The sequence below is a fragment of the Nocardioides sp. NPDC087217 genome, from assembly GCF_044744805.1.
GTDB lineage: Bacteria > Actinomycetota > Actinomycetes > Propionibacteriales > Nocardioidaceae > Nocardioides.
This window is the reverse complement of sequence record NZ_JBIUZB010000009.1, coordinates 1-25,138: the sequence shown is the minus strand read 5'-3', so window position 1 is coordinate 25,138 and position 25,138 is coordinate 1. Positions and strand designations below refer to the sequence as shown.

22 protein-coding genes are annotated in these 25,138 nt (G+C 68.9%); 14 read left to right on the top strand and 8 right to left on the bottom strand.

Going from position 1 to position 25,138, the window contains the following annotated elements; translation table 11 throughout:
• The first annotated feature begins 91 nt into the window (after nucleotides 1-91).
• From ACIO3S_RS26800 to ACIO3S_RS26790, 3 genes are all read left to right on the top strand, one after another.
• Nucleotides 92-346, top strand: a complete 255-nt coding sequence (locus ACIO3S_RS26800) for a DUF3311 domain-containing protein (protein ID WP_350717928.1) — start codon at nucleotides 92-94, stop codon at nucleotides 344-346.
• Nucleotides 343-1,983: a monocarboxylate uptake permease MctP gene (gene mctP / locus ACIO3S_RS26795; RefSeq protein ID WP_400469127.1), complete on the top strand. Its 1,641-nt coding sequence runs from the start codon at nucleotides 343-345 to the stop codon at nucleotides 1,981-1,983. Before ACIO3S_RS26800 ends, mctP begins: the two co-directional genes overlap by 4 nt.
• A 529-nt stretch (nucleotides 1,984-2,512) precedes the next feature.
• The gene (locus ACIO3S_RS26790; protein WP_400469124.1) at nucleotides 2,513-3,013 is read left to right on the top strand and encodes a hypothetical protein; all 501 of its coding nucleotides are present in this window, start codon (nucleotides 2,513-2,515) and stop codon (nucleotides 3,011-3,013) included.
• 84 nt (nucleotides 3,014-3,097) lie between these two features.
• Here ACIO3S_RS26790 and ACIO3S_RS26785 read toward each other — a convergent pair whose 3' ends face one another.
• On the bottom strand, nucleotides 3,098-3,712 hold the full coding sequence (locus tag ACIO3S_RS26785; protein WP_400469121.1) for a YceI family protein: 615 nt from the start codon (nucleotides 3,710-3,712) through the stop codon (nucleotides 3,098-3,100).
• Between the two features lie 533 nt (nucleotides 3,713-4,245).
• On the opposite strand from ACIO3S_RS26785, the gene ACIO3S_RS26780 reads away from it, so the two are divergent.
• The 4 genes from ACIO3S_RS26780 to ACIO3S_RS26765 are packed head-to-tail and all read left to right on the top strand — an operon-like array spanning nucleotide 4,246 to nucleotide 9,114.
• A complete protein-coding gene (locus ACIO3S_RS26780) occupies nucleotides 4,246-4,509 on the top strand; it encodes a hypothetical protein (protein WP_400469118.1) in 264 nt (87 codons plus the stop codon).
• A 26-nt stretch (nucleotides 4,510-4,535) separates the two neighbouring features.
• Nucleotides 4,536-6,359 carry a glutamine--fructose-6-phosphate transaminase (isomerizing) gene (glmS, locus tag ACIO3S_RS26775; RefSeq protein WP_400469115.1) on the top strand — a complete coding sequence of 608 codons (1,824 nt, stop codon included), beginning with the start codon at nucleotides 4,536-4,538 and terminating at the stop codon, nucleotides 6,357-6,359.
• A gap of 23 nt (nucleotides 6,360-6,382) precedes the next feature.
• A complete protein-coding gene (locus ACIO3S_RS26770) occupies nucleotides 6,383-7,195 on the top strand; it encodes an MOSC domain-containing protein (protein ID WP_400469113.1) in 813 nt (270 codons plus the stop codon).
• 59 nt (nucleotides 7,196-7,254) lie between these two features.
• A complete protein-coding gene (locus ACIO3S_RS26765) occupies nucleotides 7,255-9,114 on the top strand; it encodes a DEAD/DEAH box helicase (RefSeq protein WP_160025899.1) in 1,860 nt (619 codons plus the stop codon).
• Between the two features lie 168 nt (nucleotides 9,115-9,282).
• Here the strand turns inward: ACIO3S_RS26765 and ACIO3S_RS26760 are convergent, their stop codons facing one another.
• Together ACIO3S_RS26760 and ACIO3S_RS26755 are read right to left on the bottom strand one after the other, a co-directional pair.
• Nucleotides 9,283-9,921 (bottom strand): permease prefix domain 1-containing protein, encoded by a 639-nt coding sequence (locus ACIO3S_RS26760; protein WP_400469110.1) that lies wholly within the window; start codon nucleotides 9,919-9,921, stop codon nucleotides 9,283-9,285.
• A gap of 106 nt (nucleotides 9,922-10,027) precedes the next feature.
• Nucleotides 10,028-10,348: a PadR family transcriptional regulator gene (locus ACIO3S_RS26755; RefSeq protein WP_008356007.1), complete on the bottom strand. Its 321-nt coding sequence runs from the start codon at nucleotides 10,346-10,348 to the stop codon at nucleotides 10,028-10,030.
• 87 nt (nucleotides 10,349-10,435) lie between these two features.
• On the opposite strand from ACIO3S_RS26755, the gene ACIO3S_RS26750 reads away from it, so the two are divergent.
• The 3 genes from ACIO3S_RS26750 (at nucleotide 10,436) to ACIO3S_RS26740 (ending at nucleotide 15,673) form a co-directional block, all read left to right on the top strand.
• On the top strand, nucleotides 10,436-12,523 hold the full coding sequence (locus tag ACIO3S_RS26750) for an MMPL family transporter (protein WP_400469107.1): 2,088 nt from the start codon (nucleotides 10,436-10,438) through the stop codon (nucleotides 12,521-12,523).
• A 131-nt stretch (nucleotides 12,524-12,654) separates the two neighbouring features.
• Entirely contained in the window at nucleotides 12,655-13,677 is a 1,023-nt protein-coding gene (locus ACIO3S_RS26745; RefSeq protein ID WP_350839952.1) for an SGNH/GDSL hydrolase family protein, read from the top strand.
• Nucleotides 13,678-13,873: 196 nt separating this feature from the next.
• Entirely contained in the window at nucleotides 13,874-15,673 is a 1,800-nt protein-coding gene (locus ACIO3S_RS26740; RefSeq protein ID WP_400469104.1) for a penicillin-binding transpeptidase domain-containing protein, read from the top strand.
• 259 nt (nucleotides 15,674-15,932) lie between these two features.
• On the opposite strand, the gene ACIO3S_RS26735 is transcribed toward ACIO3S_RS26740, so the two are convergent.
• From ACIO3S_RS26735 to ACIO3S_RS26725, 3 genes are all read right to left on the bottom strand, one after another.
• Entirely contained in the window at nucleotides 15,933-17,435 is a 1,503-nt protein-coding gene (locus ACIO3S_RS26735; RefSeq protein ID WP_160025893.1) for a flotillin family protein, read from the bottom strand.
• A gap of 14 nt (nucleotides 17,436-17,449) precedes the next feature.
• On the bottom strand, nucleotides 17,450-17,980 hold the full coding sequence (locus tag ACIO3S_RS26730; protein ID WP_160025892.1) for a hypothetical protein: 531 nt from the start codon (nucleotides 17,978-17,980) through the stop codon (nucleotides 17,450-17,452).
• An 82-nt stretch (nucleotides 17,981-18,062) separates the two neighbouring features.
• Nucleotides 18,063-18,755 (bottom strand): pirin family protein, encoded by a 693-nt coding sequence (locus ACIO3S_RS26725; RefSeq protein WP_400469100.1) that lies wholly within the window; start codon nucleotides 18,753-18,755, stop codon nucleotides 18,063-18,065.
• A 15-nt stretch (nucleotides 18,756-18,770) separates the two neighbouring features.
• Here ACIO3S_RS26725 and ACIO3S_RS26720 point away from each other — a divergent pair, with 15 nt between their 5' ends.
• The gene (locus ACIO3S_RS26720; protein WP_350839957.1) at nucleotides 18,771-20,021 is read left to right on the top strand and encodes a family 1 glycosylhydrolase; all 1,251 of its coding nucleotides are present in this window, start codon (nucleotides 18,771-18,773) and stop codon (nucleotides 20,019-20,021) included.
• Here ACIO3S_RS26720 and ACIO3S_RS26715 read toward each other — a convergent pair whose 3' ends face one another.
• Nucleotides 20,022-20,441, bottom strand: a complete 420-nt coding sequence (locus ACIO3S_RS26715) for an HIT family protein (protein WP_160025889.1) — start codon at nucleotides 20,439-20,441, stop codon at nucleotides 20,022-20,024.
• Between the two features lie 17 nt (nucleotides 20,442-20,458).
• Nucleotides 20,459-22,459, bottom strand: coding sequence for an NADPH-dependent 2,4-dienoyl-CoA reductase (locus tag ACIO3S_RS26710; RefSeq protein ID WP_400469096.1), 2,001 nt, complete (start codon nucleotides 22,457-22,459; stop codon nucleotides 20,459-20,461).
• Between the two features lie 64 nt (nucleotides 22,460-22,523).
• Here ACIO3S_RS26710 and ACIO3S_RS26705 point away from each other — a divergent pair, with 64 nt between their 5' ends.
• From ACIO3S_RS26705 to ACIO3S_RS26695, 3 genes are read left to right on the top strand one after another with little or no spacing between them, the layout of a single operon-like run.
• On the top strand, nucleotides 22,524-23,378 hold the full coding sequence (locus ACIO3S_RS26705; protein ID WP_400469093.1) for an ABC transporter substrate-binding protein: 855 nt from the start codon (nucleotides 22,524-22,526) through the stop codon (nucleotides 23,376-23,378).
• 29 nt (nucleotides 23,379-23,407) lie between these two features.
• Nucleotides 23,408-24,247, top strand: a complete 840-nt coding sequence (locus ACIO3S_RS26700) for an amino acid ABC transporter permease (RefSeq protein WP_400469090.1) — start codon at nucleotides 23,408-23,410, stop codon at nucleotides 24,245-24,247.
• Entirely contained in the window at nucleotides 24,244-24,984 is a 741-nt protein-coding gene (locus ACIO3S_RS26695) for an amino acid ABC transporter ATP-binding protein (RefSeq protein WP_400469087.1), read from the top strand. Before ACIO3S_RS26700 ends, ACIO3S_RS26695 begins: the two co-directional genes overlap by 4 nt.
• Nucleotides 24,985-25,138 lie beyond the last annotated feature (154 nt).

Genomic DNA, 25,138 nt, shown 5'->3' with positions numbered 1-25,138 from the left:
GTGTGGGCCGGATGGGGCTGGACAGGATCCCCGGATGTGACCAAGGTCACAGGTCGTCCAACCCCACTTCGACAGATCTCGGAGGTGACCCATGCCGTCCTCGTCCAAGGGCTCGTGGATCCTTGTCGGGGTCCTCCTGTTCGCGGCAGCAGCGCCGTCACTCGCGGTGCCGCTGTACGCGAAGGAGGATCCGACGTTCGCCGGATTCCCGTTCTACTTCTGGTTCCAGCTCGTCCTCATCCCCTGTTCGGTCCTGTTCACGACCATCGCCTACTTCGTCGCCAAGGCCGCGTTCCGGCGTGACCGTGCCGCCGCCGGGCGCCCGTGGAAGGAGGGTGGCCAGTGAGCGCGGTAGCAGTCTCCGTCTTCGCCTTCCTCTTCCTGCTGGTCACGATCCTCGGCTTCTCCGCAGCGCGCTGGCGCCGGGCGAAGTCGATGGACAACCTCGACGAGTGGGGTCTGGGCGGCCGCGGCTTCGGTACGTTCGTGGCCTGGTTCCTCATCGGAGGCGATCTCTACACGGCGTACACCTTCATCGCGGTGCCCGCGACGCTGTTCGCCGGCTCGGCGGTCGGGTTCTTCGCGGTGCCCTACACGATCCTCGTCTACCCGCTGATCTTCGCGTTCCTGCCGAAGCTGTGGTCGGTCTCGCACAAGCACGGGTACGTCACCCCGGCCGACTTCGTCGTCGGCCGCTACGGGTCCAGATCCCTGGGTCTGGCCGTCGCGGTCACCGGCCTGCTGGCCACCATGCCCTACATCGCCTTGCAGCTGGTGGGCATGGAGGTCGTGCTCGAGGTGATGGGTCTGCAGAGCGACTCCTCGAACTGGTTCATCCGTGACCTGCCGCTCTTCATCGCGTTCGCCGTGCTCGCCGCCTACACGTACTCCTCCGGGTTGCGGGCGCCGGCGCTGATCGCGTTCGTGAAGGACTCGCTGATCTACATCGTGATCATCGTGGCGATCATCTACATCCCGTCGCAGCTCGGCGGCTGGGGCAACATCTTCGACACGGTGCAGAACAGCTTCGACACGTTCAACACCGAGAACGCCGACGCGATCGCCGCCGGCGACGCCGCTCCGAAGGCGCTGTTCCCGACCCAGGCGGCCGGTCAGTGGGCCTATGCCTCGCTTGCCCTCGGCTCGGCGCTGGCGCTGTTCATGTACCCGCACTCGATCACCGGCGTCCTCTCCACCCGAAGCCGCAACGTGATCCGCCGCAACGCCTCGCTGCTGCCGGCGTACTCGTTCCTGCTGGGGCTCCTGGCGCTGCTCGGGTTCGTGGCCCTCGCGGCCGGGGTGATGGTCGGCGACCCGCCGAACCCACAGCTGGCGATCCCGCAGCTCTTCGAGGACCAGTTCCCGGCCTGGTTCGCGGGCGTCGCGTACGCGGCCGTCATCATCGGTGCGCTGGTGCCGGCGGCGATCATGTCGATCGCGGCCGCGAACCTGTGGACGCGCAACATCTACAAGGCGTACCTGAAGCCCGACGCGACCCCGCAGGACGAGGCCAAGCAGGCCAAGATCGTGTCCCTGGTCGTGAAGTTCGGGGCGCTGGTCTTCGTGCTGGCGCTCTCGAAGTCGTACGCCATCAACCTGCAGCTGCTCGGAGGCGTCTGGATCCTGCAGACGCTGCCGGCGATCGTCGTCGGCCTCTACACCCGGTGGTTCCACCGCTGGGCGGTCCTGGCCGGCTGGGCGGTCGGGATGGCGTACGGGACGATCGTCGCGTACGGCGTCTCCTCGCCCACACAGGAGCACTTCGGCGGACCGTTGGCGCCGTTCCCGGGAACGGAGACGCCGATCTACATCGCGCTCACCGCGTTCCTGCTCAACCTCATCGTGGTCGTCGTCCTGACCCCGATCCTGAGGGCGCTCAACGTGCCGGACGGTGAGGACGCCACCTCGGCTTCGGACTACTCGGTCGACGCCGGCGACGAGGGTGTCGTCGAGGAGCTGAGCTCGACGACGGAGGTGCGCTGAGCCCTACTGAGCCGGACACAAAGTCCCGCAAACATGTCTCAATGACGTGTTTGCGGGACTTTTTCCCCTTTTCTCGGAGAACCGCAACATCAGAGCATTGATGTACGTAACAAGTACTGAAGGCTCTGATTCGGACCTAACTCGGGAGCGTCCATGGTGAGCAATGAGGCTGTGACGGCCTCGACGAGCAGTCGAGGCCACGGTGTACGCCGCGCCGCGATGGCTTGTGGCGCCGGACGCGCCGTGACGGTCGAGCATCGAACCGAGCAACGGATCCATGTGGGCGATTGGACGCCGGGGGGCGTCGCCCTGCATGGATCTACCACCGGGCGTGAAGCTGGCCAGTCGTCTCAGACTGCCGATCCGTCCGGTCCGATGGGTGGGGCTATGAGCGTGACCAGGACCTCGCTCGCCCTGCTCGGCGGGACCCCGTCCGCGCCAGCCGCGATCCCCGTGCGCTCGGGCGCCGGGTGCAGGCGCTGACGGGGTCCCGCGTTCCCTCAACACCCGAACACGTCAGGAGAACGCGATGAACTCGAAGGTCCTCCGGGGGCTTCGGCGATCGGTGGCGGTGACCCTTGTGGCAGGTGGCCTGCTGGTCGCCGGTGCCGCGGTCACCTACGCCGACTCGCAGTCCGCTGAGCAGTCCGACAGCCGGGCCGCCTCGGCGGCCCAGCAACCGATCAAGGCTCCGGATCGCGGACCGGCAGGTCCGGTGACGGTCTCGGGAGCGGCGGCCGGCAGCGACGCGGCGGTGACCGTGACGACCGATGGGACGACGGTCGTGGTCAGTGGTCGCGCGCACCTCGAGTCTCCCGTCACGTCTCCCGTCGACAACGCCGCCGGTGGTGGGGTCGTCCACCACGACGATGACACCGGCTCGCCACTGGGCGGCGGTCGCGGTGTCGATCTCGGCACGGACCAGGTCGGCTTCGCCGGGGGAGCGACCGGTGACTCCTCGTCCGTGGACGTTGTCGGCACCGGTCGGGTCGGGGCGGAGAAGCACTACTACGTCCAGGACGCGCCCTGAGCGATCCGCGGATGACATGCGTCGGGGCCACCGGGAGATCTCCCGGTGGCCCCGACGCATTCGTGGGTCAGATCGACCTCAGGATCAGGCAGCCTCGTCCGCGTTCTTGATCGCGGAGATGTCGAACTCGAGCTTGATCTTCTCGGAGACGAGGACGCCGCCGGTCTCGAGGGCCGCGTTGAAGGAGAGGCCCCAGTCGGTGCGGTTGATCGCGACGGCACCCTCGAAGCCGACGCGGGTGTTGCCGAACGGGTCCTTGGCGGAGCCGGTCTGCTCGAACGGAACGGTGACCGACTTGGTGACGCCCTTAATGGTCAGGTCGCCGGTGATGTTCCAGGTCTCGCCGTCGAACTCGACCTCGGTCGACTCGAAGGTGATGTTGGGGTGGGCCTCGTTCTCGAAGAAGTCGCCCGAGAGCAGGTGGCCGTCGCGGTCGGCGTTGCCGGTGTCGACGGAGGCAGCCTTGATCGTCAGCGAGACCTTGGACTTGGCCGGCTCGGCGGTGTCGATCGTCGCGGTGCCCTCGAACTCCTTGAACGAGCCGCGGACGGTGGTCACCATCGCGTGGCGAGCCGAGAAGCCCAGGCGGGTGTGGGCGACGTCGAGGGTGTAATCACCCGCGATGTCCTCGATGGCGGCGGTGGGGGTGTCGAACTCGGTCGCGGCGGGTGCCGTGTCCTTCTTGCTGAAAATGCCCATAGCGAATGTGCTCCTGGAAGAATTGGTTGAAACTGCAAGCATCATAACGGGGGAATCTGTCCCAATGTTCCCGCTCGCGTGGCCTTTCCTGACGACGAGGGAAAATTGGTTGCAGTGACAACGCTATCCCTAAATGCACGCGGCCCGCTCCCCTGTCGGGAGCGGGCCGCGAGAGCGTTGAGCGGTTGTCAGGCAGCGTGACGAGTGGTCGCGGGCGCACTGACTTCGACCCAGCGGGCCTCCATGTGCTTACGGCCGCGGCGGTCGACGACGGGGAGCCAGCGGAGCTCGAGCTTGCCAGTCACTTTATTTCCGTTCATCAGACACCTCCTGTTCACCTTGTGTTCACCTAAGGTACCGCACCCCCACTCCGATGTCCAAGCAGTCGACCAGATGACGTGCGGCGCTCCACTTCGTGACACCGAAAGGTGCGATGCGGTGTGTGGCGCCCCACTTGGGCCGAAAAGGCAGGTTCTGCCCGAAATCGGGCAGAAATTTGAACCTTCTCCGGTGGGTGGCTCACAGTTGGTGGAGTGAAGGCCGAGCAAGCGCTGATCGACCACCTGATCGCCACCACCGGGCTGCGGCCCGCGGAGGCGGCGCGCGTGATCGAGGACGTGGTGGCGTACTTCGACGAACCGGTCGAGGCCTACGTACGCCGCCGGCATGCACAGCTGAAGACGTACGGCGCGAAGAACGACGCGATCTTCGCGCAGCTCGCCGAGGAGCTTCGGGCGCGGGTCGTTGCCGCGCCGCAGCTGACCGAACGGCAGCTGCGGCGGCTCATCTACGGATAGAACGACGGATAGATTGGACGGGACACATGTGCGGAATCGTCGGCTACATCGGACCCCAGCAGGCCGCCGGCCTGCTCACCGAGGGGCTGGCCCGGCTGGAGCACCGCGGCTATGACTCGGCGGGCGTCGCGGTGCTGGGCAGCAGGCTGCAGGTGGTGAAGAAGGCCGGCCGCGTACGCGATCTGGTCGATGCCCTGCCGAAGCGGTTCTCCGGAAAGGTCGGCATCGGCCACACCCGGTGGGCGACCCATGGCCCTGCCAACGACACCAACGCCCACCCGCACCTCTCCGCCGATGGTCGGGTGGCCGTCGTCCACAACGGGATCGTCGACAACGCCGCCTCGCTGCGGGAGCGGCTCACCGAGGCGGGCGTCGAGCTGGTCAGCGACACCGACACCGAGGTCTTCGCCCACCTCATCGGAGCGTCGACCGCCGACACGCTCGAGGCCAAGGTCGTCGACGCGCTCTCCCAGATCGAGGGCACCTGGGGCCTGGCCGTCATGCACGCCGACTACCCGGACCGCATGGTCGTCGCCCGCAACGGCTCGCCGCTGATCGTCGGCGTCGGGGACGGGGAGATGTACGTCGCCTCGGACCTGGCCGCGGTCGTACGCCACACCACCACCGTCGCCCACCTCGACGACGGGGAGCTCGCGACCATCACCGCGACCGGGTTCACGACCTTCCGCCAGGACCTGACCACGACCACCACCACGGCTCGCGAGGTCGATGTGGATCCGTCGGCGTACGAGTACGGCGAGCTCGCCGACGAGCCGCGGATGTTCACCGAGATCCTGGAGCAGCCGTCCTCGGTCGAGCGGGCGCTCCGTGGCCGGCTCGACGAGCGGTTCGGCACGGCGCATCTCGGTGGTCTCAACCTCGATCCGCGCGAGCTGCGCGCGATCCGCCGGGTGAAGATCCTCGGCTGCGGCTCGGCCTACTACGTCGGCCAGATGGGCGCCGGACTGATCGAGGAGCTCGCCCGGGTCCCCGCCGACGCCGAGGCGGCGTCGGAGTTCCGCTACCGGAACCCGATCATCGAGCCCGACACCCTCTACGTCGCGGTGTCCCAGTCCGGCGAGACGATCGACACGCTGCTCGCCGTGCAGGAGATCAAGCGCAAGGGCGGGCGGGTGCTCGGCGTCGTCAACGTCGTGGGCTCGGCGATCGCGCGCGCGGTCGACGGCGGCATCTACCTGCACGCCGGCCCGGAGATCGCGGTCGCCTCGACCAAGGCGCTCACCAACATGTTCGTCGCGTTCTCGCTGCTGGCGCTCCAGCTGGGCCGCGTGCGTGACCTCTCGATCGCCGACGGCAAGCGGCTCATCGCCGGCCTGCAGGCGCTGCCGACCCAGATCGAGGAGATCCTCAAGAGCGAGTCCCACCTCGAGGAGGTCGCGGCGCGGCTGGCCGAGGCCGAGTCGATGTTCTTCGTCGGTCGCGTACGCGGCTACCCGGTCGCGCGCGAGGGCGCCCAGAAGCTGAAGGAGATCTCCTACCGGCATGCCGAGGCCTATCAGACCTCCGAGCTCAAGCACGGTCCGCTCGCGCTGATCTCGGAGTCCGTGCCGACCGTGGCGATCGTGCCGCAGGACGAGCTGACCGACCGCAACGTCGCGGCCCTGCACGAGATCAGCGCCCGCCGCGGGCCGCTGGTCGTCGTCACCCACCCCGACGTCGACCTCGGCGAGCTCGACGCGCTGCGCGTGGACGTACCGAAGAACGAGGTCGAGCTCGATCCCATCCTGCTGACGATCCCGCTCCAGCTGATCGCCTTCCACGCCGCCAAGGCCCTCGGCCACGACGTCGACAAGCCCCGGAACCTCGCTAAATCGGTCACGGTCGAGTAGCGGTGTCCGCTTCAATGGGCCCCATGCGCCTCGCAGGGATCAACATCCATCCGGTGAAGTCGACGGCGATCAGACCGGTCGAGGAGGCGTACGTCGGCAGGGCCGGGATCGTGGGCGACCGCGAGTGGATGGTCGTCGACGGCAGCGGCAAGCTGGTGACGGCTCGTGAGGTGAGGGAGCTGTTCACGGTCGTGGCGGACACGCCGTCGACCGGCGGGCCGGCGGGCGTGGACCTGCTGCTCAACGCTCCCGATATGGACCCGCTGGAGGTGGCGGTGCCCGAACGGGAGGAGCCGGCCGTCGGCGTACGTTTCTTCGCGAAGTCGCTCACCGCGCAGGCCGTCGGGGAGCCTGCCGACGCGTGGCTGAGGAAGGCGCTCGGCCGCGACGATCTGAGGCTGATGTGGTGTGCCGACCCGACGAAACGGGCGATGAACCCGGACAAGTATCGGCCCGGTGAGTTCGCCGCGTTCCACGACTCCTCGCCGGTGTCGCTGCTCACCGACGCCTCGGCCGACCAGATCGACGCGTGGGCCGAGGGCGACGTCCCTGCGCAGCGCTTCCGTGCCAACCTGCTGATCGAGGGCGCCCCGGAGGCGTTCGCCGAGGACGGCTGGCGGGAGGTCGCGATCGGTGGCGCTCGGTTCCGGGTCGCAGCCCCGATCGACCGGTGCGTGATGACGACCATCGACGCCGACACGCTGGAGTCGGGCAAGGACCCGCTCCGGGCTCTCGCCAAGCACCGCCGCTGGGACGGCAAGGTCTGGGCGGCGGTGCATCTCGCCGTCGCCCATCCCGGCGAGATCGCGGTCGGCGACGAGGTCATCGTCTCCTGAGTGACGGGGGCCACCGCGCCGAGGAATGCCGAGATCGTGCTATAAGGGCCTACCGTTGGATGGTGAGCACCGACCCTGAATCTGCCGTATCCACCACTACCGCGCCCGAGGAGCCGAGTGCGCCCAGCGGTGGGTCCAGCGTGGAGGCTGAGCAGGGTCCGACGTTCGACTCACTCGGCCTCTCCGCCGGCGTCCTCGAGGCCGTGAAGGCGCTCGGCTACGAGACGCCTTCGGCGATTCAGGCGGCGACCATCCCGTCGCTGCTCGAGGGCCGTGACGTCGTCGGTCTCGCGCAGACCGGCACCGGTAAGACCGCCGCGTTCGCGCTGCCGGTGCTCTCGAACCTCGACGTCTACCAGAACGCGCCCCAGGCGCTGGTGCTCGCGCCGACGCGCGAGCTCGCCCTCCAGGTGTGCGAGGCGTTCGAGCGTTACGCGTCCAACCTCGACGGCGTACGCATCCTGCCGGTCTACGGCGGCCAGGGCTACGGGCCGCAGCTGACCGCGCTGCGCCGTGGCGTCCACGTCGTCGTCGGCACCCCCGGCCGGATCATGGACCACCTGGAGAAGGGCACGCTCGACCTCTCCCAGCTGCGCTTCCTGGTGCTCGACGAGGCCGACGAGATGCTCAACATGGGCTTCGCCGAGGACGTCGAGACCATCCTCGCCGACACCCCCGAGGACAAGCAGGTAGCGCTCTTCTCGGCGACGATGCCCGCGCAGATCCGCCGGCTGTCGAAGAAGTACCTTCGCGACGCGAAGGAGATCTCGGTCAAGGCGAAGACCCAGACCGCCACCAACATCACCCAGCGCTACCTGATGGTGTCCTACCCCCAGAAGGTCGACGCGCTCACCCGCATCCTCGAGGTCGAGAACTTCGAGGGCATGATCGTCTTCACGCGCACCAAGTCCGAGACCGAGTCGCTGGCCGAGAAGCTGCGCGCGCGTGGCTTCGCTGCGACCGCGATCAACGGCGACATCGCCCAGGCCCAGCGCGAGAAGACCGTCAACCAGCTCAAGGACGGCTCGCTGGACATCCTGGTCGCGACCGACGTCGCGGCTCGCGGTCTCGACGTCGAGCGGATCTCGCACGTGGTCAACTACGACCTGCCGACCGATGTCGAGGCGTACGTCCACCGCATCGGCCGCACCGGGCGTGCCGGCCGCACCGGCGACGCGATCTCGTTCGTCACCCCGCGTGAGCGGTGGCTGCTGCGCGCGATCGAGAAGCACACCAAGGCGCAGCCCGTGCAGATGCAGCTGCCCTCGGTCGACGAGGTCAACGCGACCCGCCTCTCCCGCTTCGACGACGGCATCACCGCCGCGTTGCAGGAGGGCGAGCGCATCGAGTTCTTCCGCGACGTGGTGCGTCACTACGTCGAGGAGCACGACGTCCCCGAGGTCGACGTCGCTGCCGCTCTGGCCGCGGTGCTCCACGGCGAGGAGCCGCTGCTCCTCGACCCCGAGCCCGAGAAGCCCGCCTACGAGGACCGGCGCGGACGTCGCGACCGCGACGACCGCGGCAGCGACCGTGGCCCCCGCCGCGAGACCGGTACGTCGCGTCACACCGGGCAGCCGCTGGCCACCTACAAGATCCAGGTCGGCAAGCGCCACCGCGTCGAGCCGCGCCAGATCGTCGGCGCCATCGCCAACGAGGGTGGCCTGCGCCGCGCCGACTTCGGCAACATCTCCATCCGCAACGACTTCTCGCTCGTCGAGCTCCCCGCGGACCTGGCTCCCGAGACCTGGAAGGCCCTCGAGTCGACCCGCATCTCCGGCAAGCTCATCGAGCTCTCCGAGGACTCCGGCGGCGGCCCCGTGCGCCGTTCCGGTGGTCGCTTCGACAAGGGCGGCCGACCGGGCAGCTCCGACTTCGGTGACCGTCCCCGCAAGCCGCGGCAGAAGCGCAAGTTCGACTGACGTCGGGATACCCGGTTAACCGGGTATCCCTGCACTTCTCAGGCATTGCAATGCCTGAGAAGTGCAGGCATTGCCCGAACGCTGTGACTGAAGTGGCGAGAGGGACGGCCCGCTGGCGGCCCAGGACGACCGTGGACTCACCGACCGCTGCCTAGCGGCACTCGTGTTTCAGCAGGCGGCGAGGGTGCGCTGGGCCGAGAGGGCGACCAGGGCGAACGGTGCGGCCATCAGGGCCAGGGCGCTGAGGGCCAGGAACACGGTGAGGCCGCCGGTCAGGGCCAGCATGGTGAAGCCGATGATCGGCACGATCATGGCCGTGGCCAGGGACCAGGCGGCGGTCAGCCGGGCCGTACGGCGCCCGACCCGGAGCCAACGCTGACCGATCGCGGTCACCGCCAGGGCGACCAGGGCGCCGAGGGCGCCTGCTGTGCCGACGTACCCGATGACGATGTCGAGGACGTGGAAGAGGCCGCTGTCCGGAGCGGCTGAGTGGGCGCTCGCGCCGAGCTCGATCCCGCCGTCCCACAGGAAGGCCTGGGGAACCATGACGAGGACGAGCAGGATGGCCGTACGTCGGGCGGCACCGATCGCGACGGTGTCGCGGAAGCCGGGGGCGATGTCGTCGACCGAGCCGAAGTCGCGCAGGGCGAGCGCCTCGGCCTCGGTGGGTGTGTAGCCGGCGGCGGTGTAGGCATCGGTCGCGTCCTCGAGGTGGTCGCCGGCCTCCCGCAGGAGGTCACGCCGGGTCCAGCTCGGGCCGGGGATCGCGGCGCGCAGGTCCGCAAGGTAGACGTCGACGGCGCTCATGCGGTCAATCCTCCGTCCTCAGCGGTGTCGCGCACATCAGGGAACTCCCTGAATGACTCGCCAGAAGTGCCGTCTCGGCCGGCGCAACTGCCGTCTCGGCTGGGGGTCAGGCTTCGCCGAGTACGCCGGAGACGACCTTGGCGAAGGTACGCCACTCCTGGCGGTGGGCGGCGAGGGCGTTGCGGCCGGCGGAGGAGAGCTCGTAGGTGCGGCGTTTGCGGCCGCCGACCTCGGACCAGGAGCTGTCGAGGTAGCCCGCCTTCTCCAGCCGGCGCAGCGCGGGGTAGATGGTGCCGGTGGGGAGGTCGAGCTCGCCGCCGCTGCGGGCGCTCAGGGCCTCGATGATCGCGTAGCCGTGGAGGGGCTGTTTCTCGACGACGGCCAGGATCAGCGAGTCGAGGTGGCCACGGAGGGCATCGGCTTTCATGTAGACAGCCTACACAGTCCGCCGTACATTGTCTTCATACATGTTGCCAGGCTACCTATAGCCAGGCGAGACACGACAGGAGACATGATGACCACACAGACGATCACGAGACCCAGTCCGCTGCGGCGGCTGGCGTCCTTCTCCCAACGCCATCACTGGACCGCGCTGCTGCTGTGGGTGGTCGTCCTGGTGGGCGTGACGGCGGCGGCGCAGAGCATCGGCGACGACTACCGCAACTCCTTCGACATCCCTGGCACCCAGTCGCAGGAGATGGCCGACCTCCAGGCCGAGCACGGCGGGTCGACCGGTGACCAGGTGCGGGCGGTCATCCACGACGAGCGCGGCTGGAACACCGATCAGCAGGCCGTTGACCAGCTGCTCGCCGACCTCGCCGAGGTCCCGCACGTCGAGACCGTCGAAGCGGCGGATCCACAGCGCGGGTCGGTGAGCGAGGACGGTACGACCGCGCTGGTCACCGTCGTGATGGACGCCGAGGCCGGCGAGCTCCCGGTGAGCGCCTATGAGCCGTTCCTCGAGCTGGCGGACGAGACGTCGACCGACGACCTCCAGGTCGAGATGGCCGGCGACTCGATGCGCGAGGTGAACGAGGGCGAGGGCGGCAGCTCCGAGGGGATGGGCATGCTCGCCGCGCTGGTGATCATGCTGTTCATGTTCGGCTCGTTCCTGGCGGCGAGCCTGCCGCTGATCACCGCGATCTTCGCGGTCGGCACGACCTTCGGCGTGGTCACTCTGCTCTCGCACGTGACCACGATCCCGGACTACACCGCGCCGATGCTGATGATCGTCGGGCTCGGCGTGGGCATCGACTACGCGCTGCTCGTCTTCTCGCGCTACCGCAGCGAGCTGCTCGGCGGCGCCACCCGCGAGCATGCCACGGCGACCGCGATCGACACCGCCGGTCGCTCGGTCCTCTTCGCCGGCGTCAGCGTGATCCTCGCGCTCTGTGGCCTCTATGTGCTGCAGCTGACCTCGATCCAGGGGGTCGTGCTCGGCGTCGCCCTCACCGTCCTGATGACCATGATCGCCGCGGTCACCCTGCTGCCGTCGCTGCTGACGCTGTTCGGCAAGCGCCTGGAGAAGTCCGTACGCAAGCACGCCGCCCGGTCACGGCGTGAGCCCGGCCAGCGCTGGCGCGCCTGGGCCTCCGGTGTCCAGCGGCACCCGTGGGCCGCGCTGATCGTCTCCCTGGTCGCTCTCGGCGCGCTGGCCACCCCGGTCCTCGGCCTCCAGCTCGGCTTCGCCGACGCCGGCAACGACGACCCGTCCTCGACCACGCGGAAGGCGCACGACCTGGTCAGCGAGAAGTTCGGCCCCGGTGCCAACGGCCCGCTCATCGTCATGACCGAGGGTTCCCAGGAGCAGGCGGTCGCTGCGTACGAGGAGGTCACGGGGTACGAAGGCGTGGCCTCCGTGACCCCGCCGCAGCCGTCGGCCGACGGTGCGGTGTACACCTCCATCGCCTTCCCGGAGACGGGCCCGCAGGACGCCGAGACCACCGAGCTGGTGAAGGACCTCCGGGAGGATCTCGGCGACGACGTCCTCGTCGGCGGATCGACCGCGGCGCTGATCGACTACTCCGACGCGGTCGGCGAGAAGCTGCCGCTCTTCATCGGGCTCGTCGTCGGGCTCTCCGCGCTGCTGCTGATGTGCGTCTTCCGGTCCGTGGCGGTCGCGATCAAGGCGGCCATCCTCAACGTCCTCTCGATCGGCGCCTCGATGGGTGCGATGACGTACGTCTTCCAGGAGGGGCTGCTCGGGGTCGAGCCCGGCCCGATCGAGGCGTTCCTGCCGGTGATGACCTTCGCGATCGTCTTCGGGCTCTCGATGGACTACGAGGTCTTCCTGATCTCGCGGATGCGCGAGGAGTGGCTGCGCAGCGGCGATGCCCAGGAGGCGGTCCGGGAGGGGCTGGCGCACACCGGCGGCGTCATCACCGCGGCCGCCGCGATCATGGTCGTGGTCTTCGGTGCCTTCTGGTTCAGCCCGGACCGGATGCTGCAGGAGATGGGCTTCGTGATGGCGGTGGCGGTGCTGCTCGACGCGGTCGTGGTGCGGTGCCTCATCGTGCCGGCGGTGATGCGGCTGCTCGGCGCCCGCGCCTGGTGGCTGCCGAAGTGGCTCGACCGGCTCCTGCCGCGTCTGCAGAACGTCTGATGAACCTGGGTAAGCGGGTTCCGGACAGTTACTTGGACGTGCAACAAATTTCCTGCGGGCGTCCGTAAGGGCGCGTACAACCGAAGGGAAGGACCGCACCCCCAAGCGGTCCCTGGCTTTCGGGAGTTGCCATGAACGGTTCGACCTTCCGCCTGTCCAAAGTCCGCCTCGCGGTCTCCCTCACCTCCATCGCCCTTCTCGGCGCCGGCCTCGCCGTCGCCCCAGGCTCCCCGGCCAACGCGGCCGGGGAGCCTTACGTCGCGCTCGGCGACTCCTACTCCTCCGGAGTGGGCACTCGCAGCTACATCAACGACGGCAGCAACTGCATGCGGTCGACCCTGGCGTACCCGAGCCTGGTCGCCGCGGCGAAGGGCTACAGCCTCAACTTCCGCGCGTGCTCGGGTGCGGTCGTCGCCGACGTCACCAACAGCCAGCTCAGCGCGCTGTCCAGCTCGACCCGTTACGTGACCATCTCCGTCGGTGGCAACGACGCCGGCTTCGCCGACGTGATCACCGAGTGCGCTCTCCCCGCCTGGGCGAGCGACTGCGCGGGAGCCGTCGCGGGTGCGCAGAACTACATCCGCAACACGCTTCCGGCCAGCCTCGGCACGCTCTACTCGAGGATCCGGTCGGCCGCGCCCAGCGCGAAGGTGGTGGTCGTGGGCTATCCGAAGCTGTTCATGGGCGAGGACTGCAACGCGGCCACCTGGTTCAGCCCGTCGGACGAGGCGATCCTCAACGACACCGCCGTACTCCTCAACAACACCACGGCCTCGCGGGCGAGCGCCGCCGGGTTCAGCTACGTCAACCCGATCAGCCGGTTCACCGGACACGCGGTCTGCGACGACGTCGAGTGGATCAACGGGCTCTCCAACCCGATCGAGGAGTCCTACCACGCCAACGCCGCCGGCCATCGTGACGGCTACACCCCGCTGGTGAGCTCGCCGCTCACCGGCGCCGCCGTCACCGCGAGCCCCGCCGTGGTCGCCGCAGCCGAGGCGACCGGTCCCGCGCAGGCCGCCAAGCAGAGGAAGTACGCCGCTCTCGACCGCCACATCGAGCCGAAGGTGTTCCAGCCGCCGACCCGTGAGCGTCTGGAGAAGCTCGCCGACCAGCGCGGCGTCGACCTGGACGCCTGGCTGGCGACGCACTGATCCAGATGGTGGTGGAGCCGGGCGTGCCCACCAGGCGCGCTCGGCTTCACAACCTCCGCGTTGGACGGGTGTAACCCAATCTTGGGGGCAAGGCTGATAGAACCGTTCCATGCGAGTCTCCCGGGGCATAGCGGCCCTTGCTGTTGCCCTACCGCTGCTTGCCGCATGTGGTGGGGCCAAGGAACCGGGTCCGAGCATGTCGACCCTGACCACGGCGCTGGAGACCGGCACCTTCACCAAGGTCGACTTCGTGGCGAAGACCGATCCCGCTGCCGTCGCCACCGATTACAGCAATCTGACCGGCAACCTGTTCGGGAAGCTGGGCGCGCCCGACGTGTCCGCGACCAAGCCGGTCTTCTCCGGCCACGGCACCGACAGCGCGAAGTCGACCCTCACCTGGGCGTGGGGACTGCCGGGCGGCCGATGGACCTACGAGTCTGAGGTCGAGCTCCGCAAGACCGACGAGAAGTGGGAGTTCGTCTGGGAGCCGACGGTCGTCGCCCCGACGCTCGCCGAAGGACGTAGCCTCCACGTCGAGACCGTCCAGCAGCAGCGCGGCGAGATCCTGAGTACGTCCGGAGCGACCCTGGTCGCGGATCGACCGGTCGTCACGGTCGGCATCGACAAGACCCTGATCGACCCGGTGGCGGCTCCCGCGGCCGCCCGCGACATCGCCGCGATCGTCGGCATCAACCCGAAGCGCTACGCCAAGCGCGTCAAGGCGGCCGGTGACAAGGCGTTCGTCGAGGCGCTCTCGATCCGCAAGCCGATGATGACGAAGGCCAAAGCCGCGAAGATCGCCAAGATCAAGGGCGCCGCGATGCTCAACCGAACCCTCCCGCTCGGCCCGACCAAGGAGTTCGCCTCGCCGGTCGTCGGCATCGTCGGTGAGGTCACGGCGGAGATGATGAAGAAGAAGCCCGGCACCTACCTCCCGGGTGATCTCGCCGGTCTCTCCGGCCTGCAGGCGCGCTACGACGAGCAGTTGCGCGGGAAGCCCGGGCTCCAGGTCGCGGTGCTCGGTGACGAAGGCGAGGTGCTCAAGCGGCTCTACAGCACCGACCCGATCGACGGGAAGTCGCTCACCGTCACCCTCGATGAGCGGCTGCAGAAGGGCGCAGAAAAGATCCTGAAGCGCGTCAAGCCCGAGAGCGCCCTGGTCGCGATCCGGCCCAGCGACGGTGCCGTGCTGGTCGCCGCCAACGGCGAGGACAACAAGATGAACCTGGCCACCTACGGCCAGGCAGCTCCGGGCTCGACCTTCAAGGCCGCGACCACGCTGGCCCTGCTGCGTAAGGGCCTCAACGCCGAGAGCCAGGTCAAGTGCCCGGCGAAGACCACCGTCGACGGCAAGACCTTCAAGAACGACTCCTGGTACCCGAAGTCGGCCCTCGGCGAGATCACCCTCGCCCACGCCGTCGCCGAGTCCTGCAACACCGCGATGGTCGGCGTCGCCGGTGAGGTCGGCCACGCCGAGATCGCCTCCGCCGCCGCCTCGCTGGGCTTCGGCATCGACCGCGACGCCGGCTTCACCTCCTACTTCGGCCAGATCCCGGAGCCGGCGGGAGAGACCGAGCACGCCGCCGACCTGATCGGACAGGGCAAGGTGCTCGCCTCGCCGCTCGTGATGGCCACTGTCATCGGCTCCATCCAGGCCGGTCACACCGTGGTCCCGACCCTCGTCGAGGGCCAGGTCGCCAAGCCGTCGGGTGTCGAGCCGCTCGCCGCCGACGAGGCCGAGCAGCTGCGTACGATCTTCCGGGGTGTGGTCACCGACGGCACCGGCAGCGGGCTGCGAGACGTACCGGGCAAGCCGGTGATCGCGAAGACGGGCACGGCGGAGTTCGACCGCAACGGCAAGCGCCTCACCCACACCTGGATGATCGCGGCGCAGGGCGACCTGGCCGTGGCCGTCTACGTCGACGAGGGCGAGAACGGTGCCGCCACCTCCGGCCCGCTCGTCGAGGCGTTCCTGCGGATGGTCAACGAGCGCTGAGGACCGCCAAATAGGATGTGGCCCGGCCGTGAGGCCGGGCCACATTCGATTTCCCTCGGTGTTTCTCTACCGACGGGGGGAACAGTAGAGAAGCTCGGGGGGCGAGCCTGGCGGCCTTTCGGCCGCGAGGCCCGGTCGAGGTTTGGAGTGCTCCCTCCCTACGTCGACGTGGATACATAACCAGACTTGTTCCTGGCTGTCACGTCTATGTCGGTTTTCTACCGGATATGTGACCGGGTGTTAGCAATGTGTGGATCGGTCACTGCCCGGCCGGGATCTCCACGGTGCCGTTCGCGGGGGTCGAGTCGGCGGCCTTGCGGAGCATCGCGCCGAGGTCGACACCGGTCGTGGTCTTGAGCATGTTGAGGGTCTGGATGACGTTGTCGTTGACCTGCTTCGGAATGGCGCCGGCCCCCTCGGTGGAGAGCACCGTGAGGTTGTCGATGGCGCTGATCGGTGCGGCGACCTCCCTGGCGACCTGGGGCAGCACCTCGATGAGCATCTGCAGCACGGCGGCGTCGTTGTAGGACGCGAACGCCGCGGCGCGCTTCTCCATCGCCTCGGCCTCGGCGTGACCGACGGCCAGGGTGGCGGCAGCGCTCGCCTCACCCTCGGCCCGGGTGGCCTCGGCGCCGGCCAGACGCAGCGACTTCTGCGCGTCACCGCGCCGGGCGCCCTCGATGGCCTCGGCCTCGGCCAGAGCGGCACGGCGGGCCTTCTCGGCCTCGCCGGAGAGCCGGGCCTGCTCGGCGTCGGCCTCGGCCGCGGCGATGGTGGCTGCCTTGCGGGCCTCCGCGGCGGCGATCTCCGAGCTGCGACGACCCTCCGCCTCCTGCTCGACGCGGTAGCGCTCGGCGTCGGCGGGCTTGCGGACCTGCGTCTCCAGCTGGCGCTCGGTCAGCGCCGCCTGGCGTACGGCGACCTTCTCCTGCTCGGTGAGGATGGCCTGATCGCGGTCGGCCTGGGCGAGCGGGCCGGAGGCGGCGGCGTTGGCGGCCGCCGCGTCGGTCTCCGCCTTGATCTCGGCCTGCTTGAGCGCGAGCGCGCGCTGGGCGATCGCGATCTCCTCCTCGGCCTTGATCCGGGCCTGCTCGGCGGCACGACGGGCCTCGGCCTCGGCGATCGAGGCGGCCTGGGTGATGCGGGCGGCCTCGGGGCGGCCCAGGTTCGTCAGGTAGGAGCCGTCGTCGGTGACGTCCTGGATCTGGAAGGTGTCCAGGATCAGGCCCTGACCGGTGAGCGACGACTCGGACTCGTCGGCGACCCGCTGCGCGAATGCGGCCCGGTCACGGATGATCTGCTCGACGGTCAGACCGCCGACGATCGAACGCAGCGCGCCGGCGAGCACCTCCTGCGTGAAGGGCTCGATCTCCTCCTGCTGGGAGAGGAAGCGCTGTGCGGACAGCCGGATCTGGTCGGCGTTGCCGCCCACCTTCACGATCGCGACACCCTCGAGGTTGAGCTTGATGCCCTGCCCGGAGACCGCACCGCGGATCTGGACCGAGATCCGGCGCGAGGAGAGGTCCATCGTGGCCAGCTTCTGGACGAACGGCACCACGAAGACGCCGCCGCCGAGCACGACCTTCTGGCCCGACAGGTCGGTGGTGAGCTGACCGGTCTCGGGGTTGAGCACCGCCTTGCCCTTGCGGCCGGTGACGATGAAGGCCTGGTTGGGACCGGCGACCTTGTAGCGGCTGGTGACCAGCAGCAGAAGCAGGATGAGAAGTACGACAAGGCCGGCGATCGGCACCAGCAGTTCCATGAGGATTCCTTCAGTCAGGAGGTGATCTCGCGCCACGTCGGCGCGACGGTGACTGCCGTCGGTGAGAGGACTCCGGTCACGTGCACGGCGGTGCCGGGCGTGATCGCCTCGTCGGAGTCGGGCGCCTTGGCGTTGTAGGTCACCGTGTGGCCCCCGAGGGCGACCCGCACCACGCCGAACCCGTCCGCCGGGATCGTGGTGATCACGGCAGCGTCCAGGCCGACGGCGGCCTCCCCCGAGGGCGCCGCGTCGGTCTGGTCCTCCTTCAGCAGGCGCGTCAGCCACAACGTGAACCAGGCGAAGAGTGCTCCGACGACGGAGCCGATCAGGATGGACGGCAGCAGGCCGAGGTCCAGCGGCCCGTGGGCGATGGCACCGCCGAACCCGAACGCCGACACGAACCCGGCCAGCGCGGCGGTGGAGTAGGAGTCACTCGCCAGCCAGTCCAGCAGGCCGCCGAGGAAGCCATCGAGGAGGTCGCCGATCACCAGCGACACCAGGAGGAGGCCCAGCCCGACGGCTCCGATGATCAGGAACGTCGTCACACCAAATCCTTCGGCAGAGTCTCCACACTGAGCAGCAGTCTTAGGCGGACCCTATCCGTGTCTGATGCTGCCTGTCCGCGCTTTAATCGGCCTGGTCGAACGTCCAGAGCAGAAGCTCGGTCGGTACGCCCGCACTGACCGTGAATTCTGGCGGCAGGTCGTCGCCGGCGGTCACCTCGAAGGCGTCGCCGGCGGTGAGCGGCTCGGCCATTCCGCTGCGCAGGAGGGCGCCGGAGGCCACGTGGAGATGGCGGAGCCTCGCCTCCGGGAGGGTGATCTCGCCAGGGCCGGCGGTGCCGACGTGGCCCACCCGCAGTGTCCCCTGGTCCAGGCGGACCGCCTCGGTCCACTCGCCCTCGACCGCGGCGACGTCATGGACGGCGTACGCCGGCGCGCCGGTGCTGCCGGCGATCCACACCTGGATGAACCGGGTGCCGGCGGCCGAGGCGAACTCGGAGTGGTCGACCCCGTCGCCGGTGGTGAAGACGCCGACCTGGCCGGGGGCGACGGTCCCGGTGGCGCCGGTCGAGTCGGTGTGGGTCACCTCGCCGGACAGCGGCCAGGTCACGATCGTGACGCCGGCGTGGTGATGGGTCTCGAAGCCCTCACCGTTGCGCAGCAGGTGCTCGTCGTAGGTCACGATCGGGCCGAAGCCGACGCGCTCGGGGTCGTAGTGGGAACCGAATGAGTAGGTGTGCCAGGTAATTTTTCCTGGCCGGAGGCCGGGGGGACGTTCCGTGAATCGGGCGTTTCCTCGGCGGATCTGGGCAGTCACAGTCATGATTGTGCCGTGGCGTTTCCCAAGTTCCCGACTGGCTTCGTGTTCGGCACTGCAGACGCCACCCGGCCGGGGGGCGAGCAGGATGTTGCGCTGCTTCAACGTCTCGGTGCGCCGGGATACCGGTTCGCGGTCTCCTGGCGTGAGCTTCAGCCGGGTGGGCGCGGTGTCTTCGATCCCGATGCCCGCGCTCGTTACGACCGTCTGGTCGACGAGCTGCTCGAGGCCGGTCTGCGACCGTCGGCCACGCTCTACGCCGGCGAGCTGCCGGAGCCGCTGGCCGCCGATGGTGGCTGGCTCAACCGCGCCACCGTCGACGCGTTCGGCGACTACGCCGAGACGGTCGTGGACCTGATCGGCGACCGGATCCCGGAGTGGGTGCCGGTCCAGGACCCCAACGTGGCCGGCTACCTCGGCTACGGGCTCGGCACGATCGCGCCCGGCCGTCGCGCGGGCTGGGGAGTCGTCGCGGCGATGCACCACCTGCTCCTCGCCCACGGCCGCGGCGTGCAGGTGCTGCGTGCCGCCGGGGTCGAGTCGGTCGGGTGTGCCAACCACCACGAGCCGATCTGGCCGCTCTCGGAGGATCCCGCCGACGTCGGCGCGGCCAAGCTCATCGATCTGGCCTGGAACGCGGTGCCTCTCGAGGCGATGCTGATGGGCCGCTACCCCCGTGACATCGCCGGTCTCGCCGACGAGGTCACGATGCCGGGCGACATGGCCGTCATCCGTTCACCGCTCGACTTCTACGGGGTCAACTTCTTCGCGCCGCAGCGCATCGGCGCCTCCGCCGAGGGCGACGACATCCCGTTCCGGATGGTGCCGCTCGTCGGCTATCCCGCCACCGACACCGGCTGGGGTGTGGTGCCCACCGCCCTGCGGGAGTGGCTGATCATCACCCGGTCCCGCTATCGCGCCGCGATGCCGCCGATCGTGGTGACCGAGTGCGGTGCTGCGTACGACGCTCCGCTGGTCGACGGTGAGGTCGATGACCAGGCGCGGATCGACTACCTCGAGGCACACCTGGAAGCGGTCTCGGCCGCGATCGAGCGCGGTGTCGACGTACGCGGCTTCTACGCCTACACCCTGCTCGACCGTGACGGCTGGGAGGCGCCGTTCACCGGCAAGGACTGGGAGGACGGCGTGGGCGGGAAGTACGGCCTGGTGCACGTCGACGCTGCCGGGGTGCGTACGCCCAAACGCTCCTTCGGCTGGTACGCCGACATGGTCGCCGCCCACGCCGAGGGAGCCCCGACGGGGTGACTAGAAGGCGAGCTTCTCGCCGATCGCCTTGATCGCGTCCATGTCGCCCGGGTGCGGCACCCAAGGGAGCGTGAGCGAGTCCCTGGTCTTGTCGGTGTAGCGCGGGATCACGTGGAAGTGCAGGTGGAACACCGTCTGCCACGCGGCCGGCCCGCAGTTGTTGAGTACGTTGACCCCGTCTGCCTGCAGAACGTCGACCGCCCGCTTCGCGACCGCCTGGGCGGTCTTGGCGGTCGCGGCGAAGACCGCCGGGTCGGCCTCGAGGACGTCCTTGGTGTGCGTCTTCGGCACCACCACCGTGTGACCTTCGGCCGCCGGGGCGATGTCGGTGAAGGCGTACGTCTCCTCGTCCTCGTAGACCTTCGTCGAGGGGATGTTGCCCGCGACGATGTTGCAGAACAGGCAGTCGGGATCGCTCATGTCCCGAGGCTATCGGGTCACAGGCCCGAGGCGACCTCGGTGCCCTGCTGGATCGCACGCTTGGCGTCGAGCTCGGCGGCGACGTCGGCGCCACCGATCAGGTGCCAGTTCGGCTTCTCGGTCCACAGATCGCGCACCGACTCCTGGCCGGCGCAGAGGATCACGTGGTCGACCTCGAGCGTGCGCGGCTCGCCGTCGACGGCGTAGTGGAGGGTGAGGGAGTCGTCGCCGGCCTCGATCTTGTCGTACGTCGCGCCTCGCACCTGCTTGACGCCGTCCTGCTTCAGGTGGGCGCGGTGGGCCCAGCCGGAGGTCTTGCCGAGGCCGATGCCGATCGGGGTGGACTTGCGCTGCAGCAGGGTCACCTGGCGAGCCGGCGCGTCCAGGACCGGCGTGGTCAGACCGCCGCGGAATGTCGCCGGGTCACCGACACCCCAACGGGCCTTCCACTCCTCGAGGGTCTCTGGCTGGTGGGTCAGCCAGGCGGACACATCGACGCCGATGCCGCCGGCGCCGATCACCGCGACGCGGCGGCCCGGGACGACCCGGCCGGCGAGCACGTCGGCGTACGTCACGACCCGGTCGTCCTCGGAGCCGGCGATCTGCGGGAGCCGCGGCGTGACGCCGGTGGAGACGATGACGTGGTCGAAGGGCTTCAGGTCGGCGGTGGTGGCCTCGGTGTCGAGACGTACCTCGACGCCCAGCACCTCCAGGCGCCGGGTGAAGTAGCGCAGCGTGTCCTTGAAGTCCTCCTTGCCGGGCACCGCCATCGCGAGCCGGAACTGCCCTCCGACCTGCGAGGACTTCTCGAACAGGGTCACCGCGAAGCCACGCTCGGCGGCCGAGGTCGCGGCGGCGAGGCCGGCCGGTCCGGCGCCGACGACGGCCACGGTCTGCTTGAGCTTGGTCGGCCTGAGCACCAGCGTGGTCTCGCGCGCCGCGCGCGGGTTGACCAGGCAGGAGGCGGCCTTGTTGGCGAAGGCGTGGTCCAGGCAGGCCTGGTTGCAGGCGATGCAGGTGTTGATCTCGTCGGTGCGGCCCTCGGCGGTCTTCTTGGCGAACTCGGGGTCGGCCAGCAGCGGGCGGGCCATCGAGACCAGGTCGGCCTTGCCCTCGGCGATCGCCGACTCGGCGAGCTCGGGGGTGTTGATCCGGTTGGAGGCGCAGACCGGGATGTTCACCTCGGCCTTGAGGCGCGCGGTCATGTCGAGCCAGGCGCCGCGCGGGACCTGCGTGATGATCGTGGGCACCCGCGCCTCGTGCCAGCCGATGCCGGTGTTGAACACCGAGACGCCGGCATCCTGGAGCGCGTACGCAAGCTCGATCGTCTCCTCCCAGGTCTGGCCGTCCTCGACCAGGTCGAGGATCGAGAGCCGGAAGATGATCGGGAAGTCGTCACCGACCAGCTCGCGCGAGCGCCGCACGATCTCCACCGGGAACCGCATCCGGTTGGTCGCGGTGCCGCCCCAGCGGTCCTCGCGCTGGTTGGTCCGCTCGGCGAGGAACTGGTTGATCAGATAGCCCTCCGACCCCATGATCTCGACCGCGTCGTAGCCGGCCTTCTTCGCCAGCGAGATGCTCTTGGCGAAGTCGTTCACGGTCGTCTCGACGGCCTTGTCGGAGAGGGCCGCGGGCTTGAACGGGTTGATCGGCGCCTGGACGGCCGAGGCACTGACCGAGAACGGCGTGTAGGCGTACCGACCCGCGTGCAGCACCTGCATCGCGATCGCGCCGCCCTCCTCGTGCACCGCGCCGGTGACCCGGCGGTGCTGGGCGGCGTGCAGCCGGGAGCTCATCTCGCTCGCGAACGGCTTGAGCCAGCCGCGCTTGTTCGGGGCGTAGCCGCCGGTGATGATCAGCCCGGTGCCTCCCCGTGCCCGCTCGGCGAAGTAGGCGGCCAGCTTCGGGATGTCCCACGCGTGGTCCTCGAGGCCGGTGTGCATCGACCCCATCACCACCCGGTTGCGCAGCGTGAGCGACCCGATGGTGAGCGGTGAGAGCAGGGATTGGTACGCCATGGCCCGTATGCTACTCATGAGTAATAAGAAGCGGCCAGTGCCCGTTCCATTTACCATTCAGGACATGCGCACTCGCCTTACTGCCCTTCTCGTCGCTCCGCTCGCTCTCGCCGCCGCCCTGACCGCGTGCGGAGGCGAGGACGACACCGGCGCCGAGGGCGGCGCACCGGCCTCCTGCGAGGCCGCCGACCTGCCGCTGAAGCAGGACGGCAAGCTGACCATCGGCACCGACTCCCCGGCGTACGAGCCGTGGTTCTCCGACAACGACCCCGGCAACGGCAAGGGCTTCGAGTCGGCGGTCGCCTACGCCGTCGCCGAGCAGCTCGGGTTCGCGAAGGACGACGTCGTCTGGGTCAAGCAGGCGTTCAACACCTCCTACACACCGGGCGAGAAGAAGTTCGACTTCGACATCAACCAGATCTCGATCACGCCCGAGCGTGCGAACGTCGTCGACTTCTCGCAGGGCTACTACACGGCGTCCCAGGCGGTCGTGACCATGGAGGATGGTGCCGCTGCGGCGGGGTCGCTGGCCGACCTGAAGGACCTCAAGCTCGGCGCCCAGACCGCGACCACGTCGCTCACCGCGATCCGCGAGGACGTGCAGCCGACCACGGACCCGCTGGTCTTCGACACCAGCGACCAGGCCAAGCAGGCGCTGCTCAACGGTCAGGTCGACGCGCTCGTCTTCGACCTGCCGACCGCGTTCTACATCACCGCCGCCGAGATCGAGGGCAGCACGATCACCGGGCAGTTCGAGAGCAGCGAGAAGCCGGAGGAGTTCGGTCTGCTGACCGAGAAGGACAGCGGACTGGCGCCCTGCCTCGACGAGGCGCTGACCGCGCTCGAGGAGGACGGCACCCTCGCTGCGCTCGAGAAGGAGTGGCTGTCCGACGTCGTCTCGGTGCCCGTGCTGAAGTGATGGGGGTCTCGACAAGCTCGGCCAACGGTGTGAGCTGGGAACCCAGCGAGCGGGAGCTCGAAAGACAGGCTGTACGTCGCCGGCAGCGGCTCCAGCAGACGGCCATCGCCACGGTGGTGACCGCCGTGGTCGCGGTCGGGCTGGTGCTGCTGGTCCTCTCCTCGCCCGGGTGGGACCGGGTCCGGGACTACTTCCTGAGCTGGTCGCACGCGCGCGAGTCGTTCGCGGCGATCGCGGAGGGGTTCTGGATCAACATCCGGATCTTCCTAGTGGCGGAGCCGTGCGTACTCATCCTCGGTGCCCTCGTCGCCATCGCCCGCCAGACGACCTCACCGTGGCTGGCGCCGCTGCGGCTCCTGGCGACCGGCTACACCGACCTCTTCCGCGGGGTGCCGTCGATCCTGGTCGTCGTCATCTGCGGCATCGGAATCCCGGCGCTGGGACTCTCGGGGGTGACCAGCTCGCTGTTCTGGCTGACCACGTTCGCCCTGGTGCTCTGCTACGGCGCCTACGTCGCCGAGGTCTTCCGTGCCGGGATCCTGGCGATCCATCCGACTCAGGTCGCCTCGGCCGAGGCGCTGGCCCTGACCCACACCCAGACGATGCGCTTCGTGGTCCTTCCCCAGGCCGTACGCCGCGTCGTACCGCCGCTCATGAACGACCTCGTCTCGCTGCAGAAGGACACCGCGCTGATCTCGGCGGTGGGTGTCTTCGAGGCGCTCCGGGCGGCCCAGGACTACCAGGGCTACAACTTCAACGGCACGCCGCTGCTGGTCGCGGCTGCGTACTTCCTCATCGTCGCGGTCCCGCTCACCCGGCTCACCGACTGGCTGATGCGGCGACAGATCGAGAAGGAGCAGGGCCGATGACCGGATATGGGTTGTTGGAGGCCAAGGGGCTGCGGAAGGCCTACCGCGGGAGGGTCGTCCTGGACGACCTCGACCTGTCCGTCGCCGAGCACGACGTGGTCTGCCTGATCGGTGCGTCGGGGTCGGGAAAGTCGACCCTGCTGCGCTGCCTGAATCTGCTCGAGACGATCGACGACGGGGTCATCACCTTCGACGGCCGGGAGATCTCCGACCCGCTCGTGGACCCGCGCTCGGTGCGCCGCGAGATCGGGATGGTCTTCCAGGCCTACAACCTCTTCCCGCATCTCTCCGTGCTCGACAACTGCACGCTGGCGCAGGTGCGCGTCCATGGCGTCCGAGCTGATGAGGCCGCTGATCGGGCGCGGACGCTGCTGGCCCGGTTCGGCCTCGCCGACAAGGCCGACGCCCACCCCGACGCCCTCTCGGGAGGTCAGCAGCAGCGGGTCGCGCTGGTGCGCGCGATGTGCACGCGGCCGCGCCTGCTTCTCCTGGACGAGATCACCGCGGCCCTCGATCCCGAGCTTGTCGGCGAGGTGCTGGAGATCGTCCGCGCCGAGGCGGAGGCGGGTACGACCCTCGTGCTCGCCACCCACGAGATGTCCTTCGCCCGCGAGGTCGCCACCAAGGTCTGCTTCCTTGACGGTGGGCGAGTGCTGGAGCAGGGTCAGCCGGAGCAGCTCTTCGGCGACCCGGTTGAAGAGCGCACGCGAGCGTTTCTTGCCCGCGTTCGTGCGTGAGCTGTCAACTGCAGATCGGACGATCGGACCTTTTACTAGACGATGACGCTTTGTGAATCCGGCGGAATCAATCGGTCGAGGCAACGCTGAGTGAGGGAGTGTTGTCATGCCGAAGGTGTTTGCGGCTGAGGTCCGAATCCGGGTGGTGGATCTG

Bases quoted from the DNA above. Each gene is read 5' to 3' on its own strand.
- ACIO3S_RS26800 (WP_350717928.1), top strand. From the start codon at position 92: ATGCCGTCCTCGTCCAAGGGCTCGTGGATCCTTGTCGGGGTCCTCCTG.
- ACIO3S_RS26790 (WP_400469124.1), top strand. From the start codon at position 2,513: ATGAACTCGAAGGTCCTCCGGGGGCTTCGGCGATCGGTGGCGGTGACC.
- ACIO3S_RS26785 (WP_400469121.1), bottom strand. From the start codon at position 3,712: ATGGGCATTTTCAGCAAGAAGGACACGGCACCCGCCGCGACCGAGTTC.
- glmS (WP_400469115.1), top strand. From the start codon at position 4,536: ATGTGCGGAATCGTCGGCTACATCGGACCCCAGCAGGCCGCCGGCCTG.
- ACIO3S_RS26770 (WP_400469113.1), top strand. From the start codon at position 6,383: ATGCGCCTCGCAGGGATCAACATCCATCCGGTGAAGTCGACGGCGATC.
- ACIO3S_RS26765 (WP_160025899.1), top strand. From the start codon at position 7,255: ATGGTGAGCACCGACCCTGAATCTGCCGTATCCACCACTACCGCGCCC.
- ACIO3S_RS26760 (WP_400469110.1), bottom strand. From the start codon at position 9,921: ATGAGCGCCGTCGACGTCTACCTTGCGGACCTGCGCGCCGCGATCCCC.
- ACIO3S_RS26755 (WP_008356007.1), bottom strand. From the start codon at position 10,348: ATGAAAGCCGATGCCCTCCGTGGCCACCTCGACTCGCTGATCCTGGCC.
- ACIO3S_RS26750 (WP_400469107.1), top strand. From the start codon at position 10,436: ATGACCACACAGACGATCACGAGACCCAGTCCGCTGCGGCGGCTGGCG.
- ACIO3S_RS26745 (WP_350839952.1), top strand. From the start codon at position 12,655: ATGAACGGTTCGACCTTCCGCCTGTCCAAAGTCCGCCTCGCGGTCTCC.
- ACIO3S_RS26740 (WP_400469104.1), top strand. From the start codon at position 13,874: ATGTCGACCCTGACCACGGCGCTGGAGACCGGCACCTTCACCAAGGTC.
- ACIO3S_RS26735 (WP_160025893.1), bottom strand. From the start codon at position 17,435: ATGGAACTGCTGGTGCCGATCGCCGGCCTTGTCGTACTTCTCATCCTG.
- ACIO3S_RS26715 (WP_160025889.1), bottom strand. From the start codon at position 20,441: ATGAGCGATCCCGACTGCCTGTTCTGCAACATCGTCGCGGGCAACATC.
- ACIO3S_RS26710 (WP_400469096.1), bottom strand. From the start codon at position 22,459: ATGGCGTACCAATCCCTGCTCTCACCGCTCACCATCGGGTCGCTCACG.
- ACIO3S_RS26705 (WP_400469093.1), top strand. From the start codon at position 22,524: ATGCGCACTCGCCTTACTGCCCTTCTCGTCGCTCCGCTCGCTCTCGCC.
- ACIO3S_RS26695 (WP_400469087.1), top strand. From the start codon at position 24,244: ATGACCGGATATGGGTTGTTGGAGGCCAAGGGGCTGCGGAAGGCCTAC.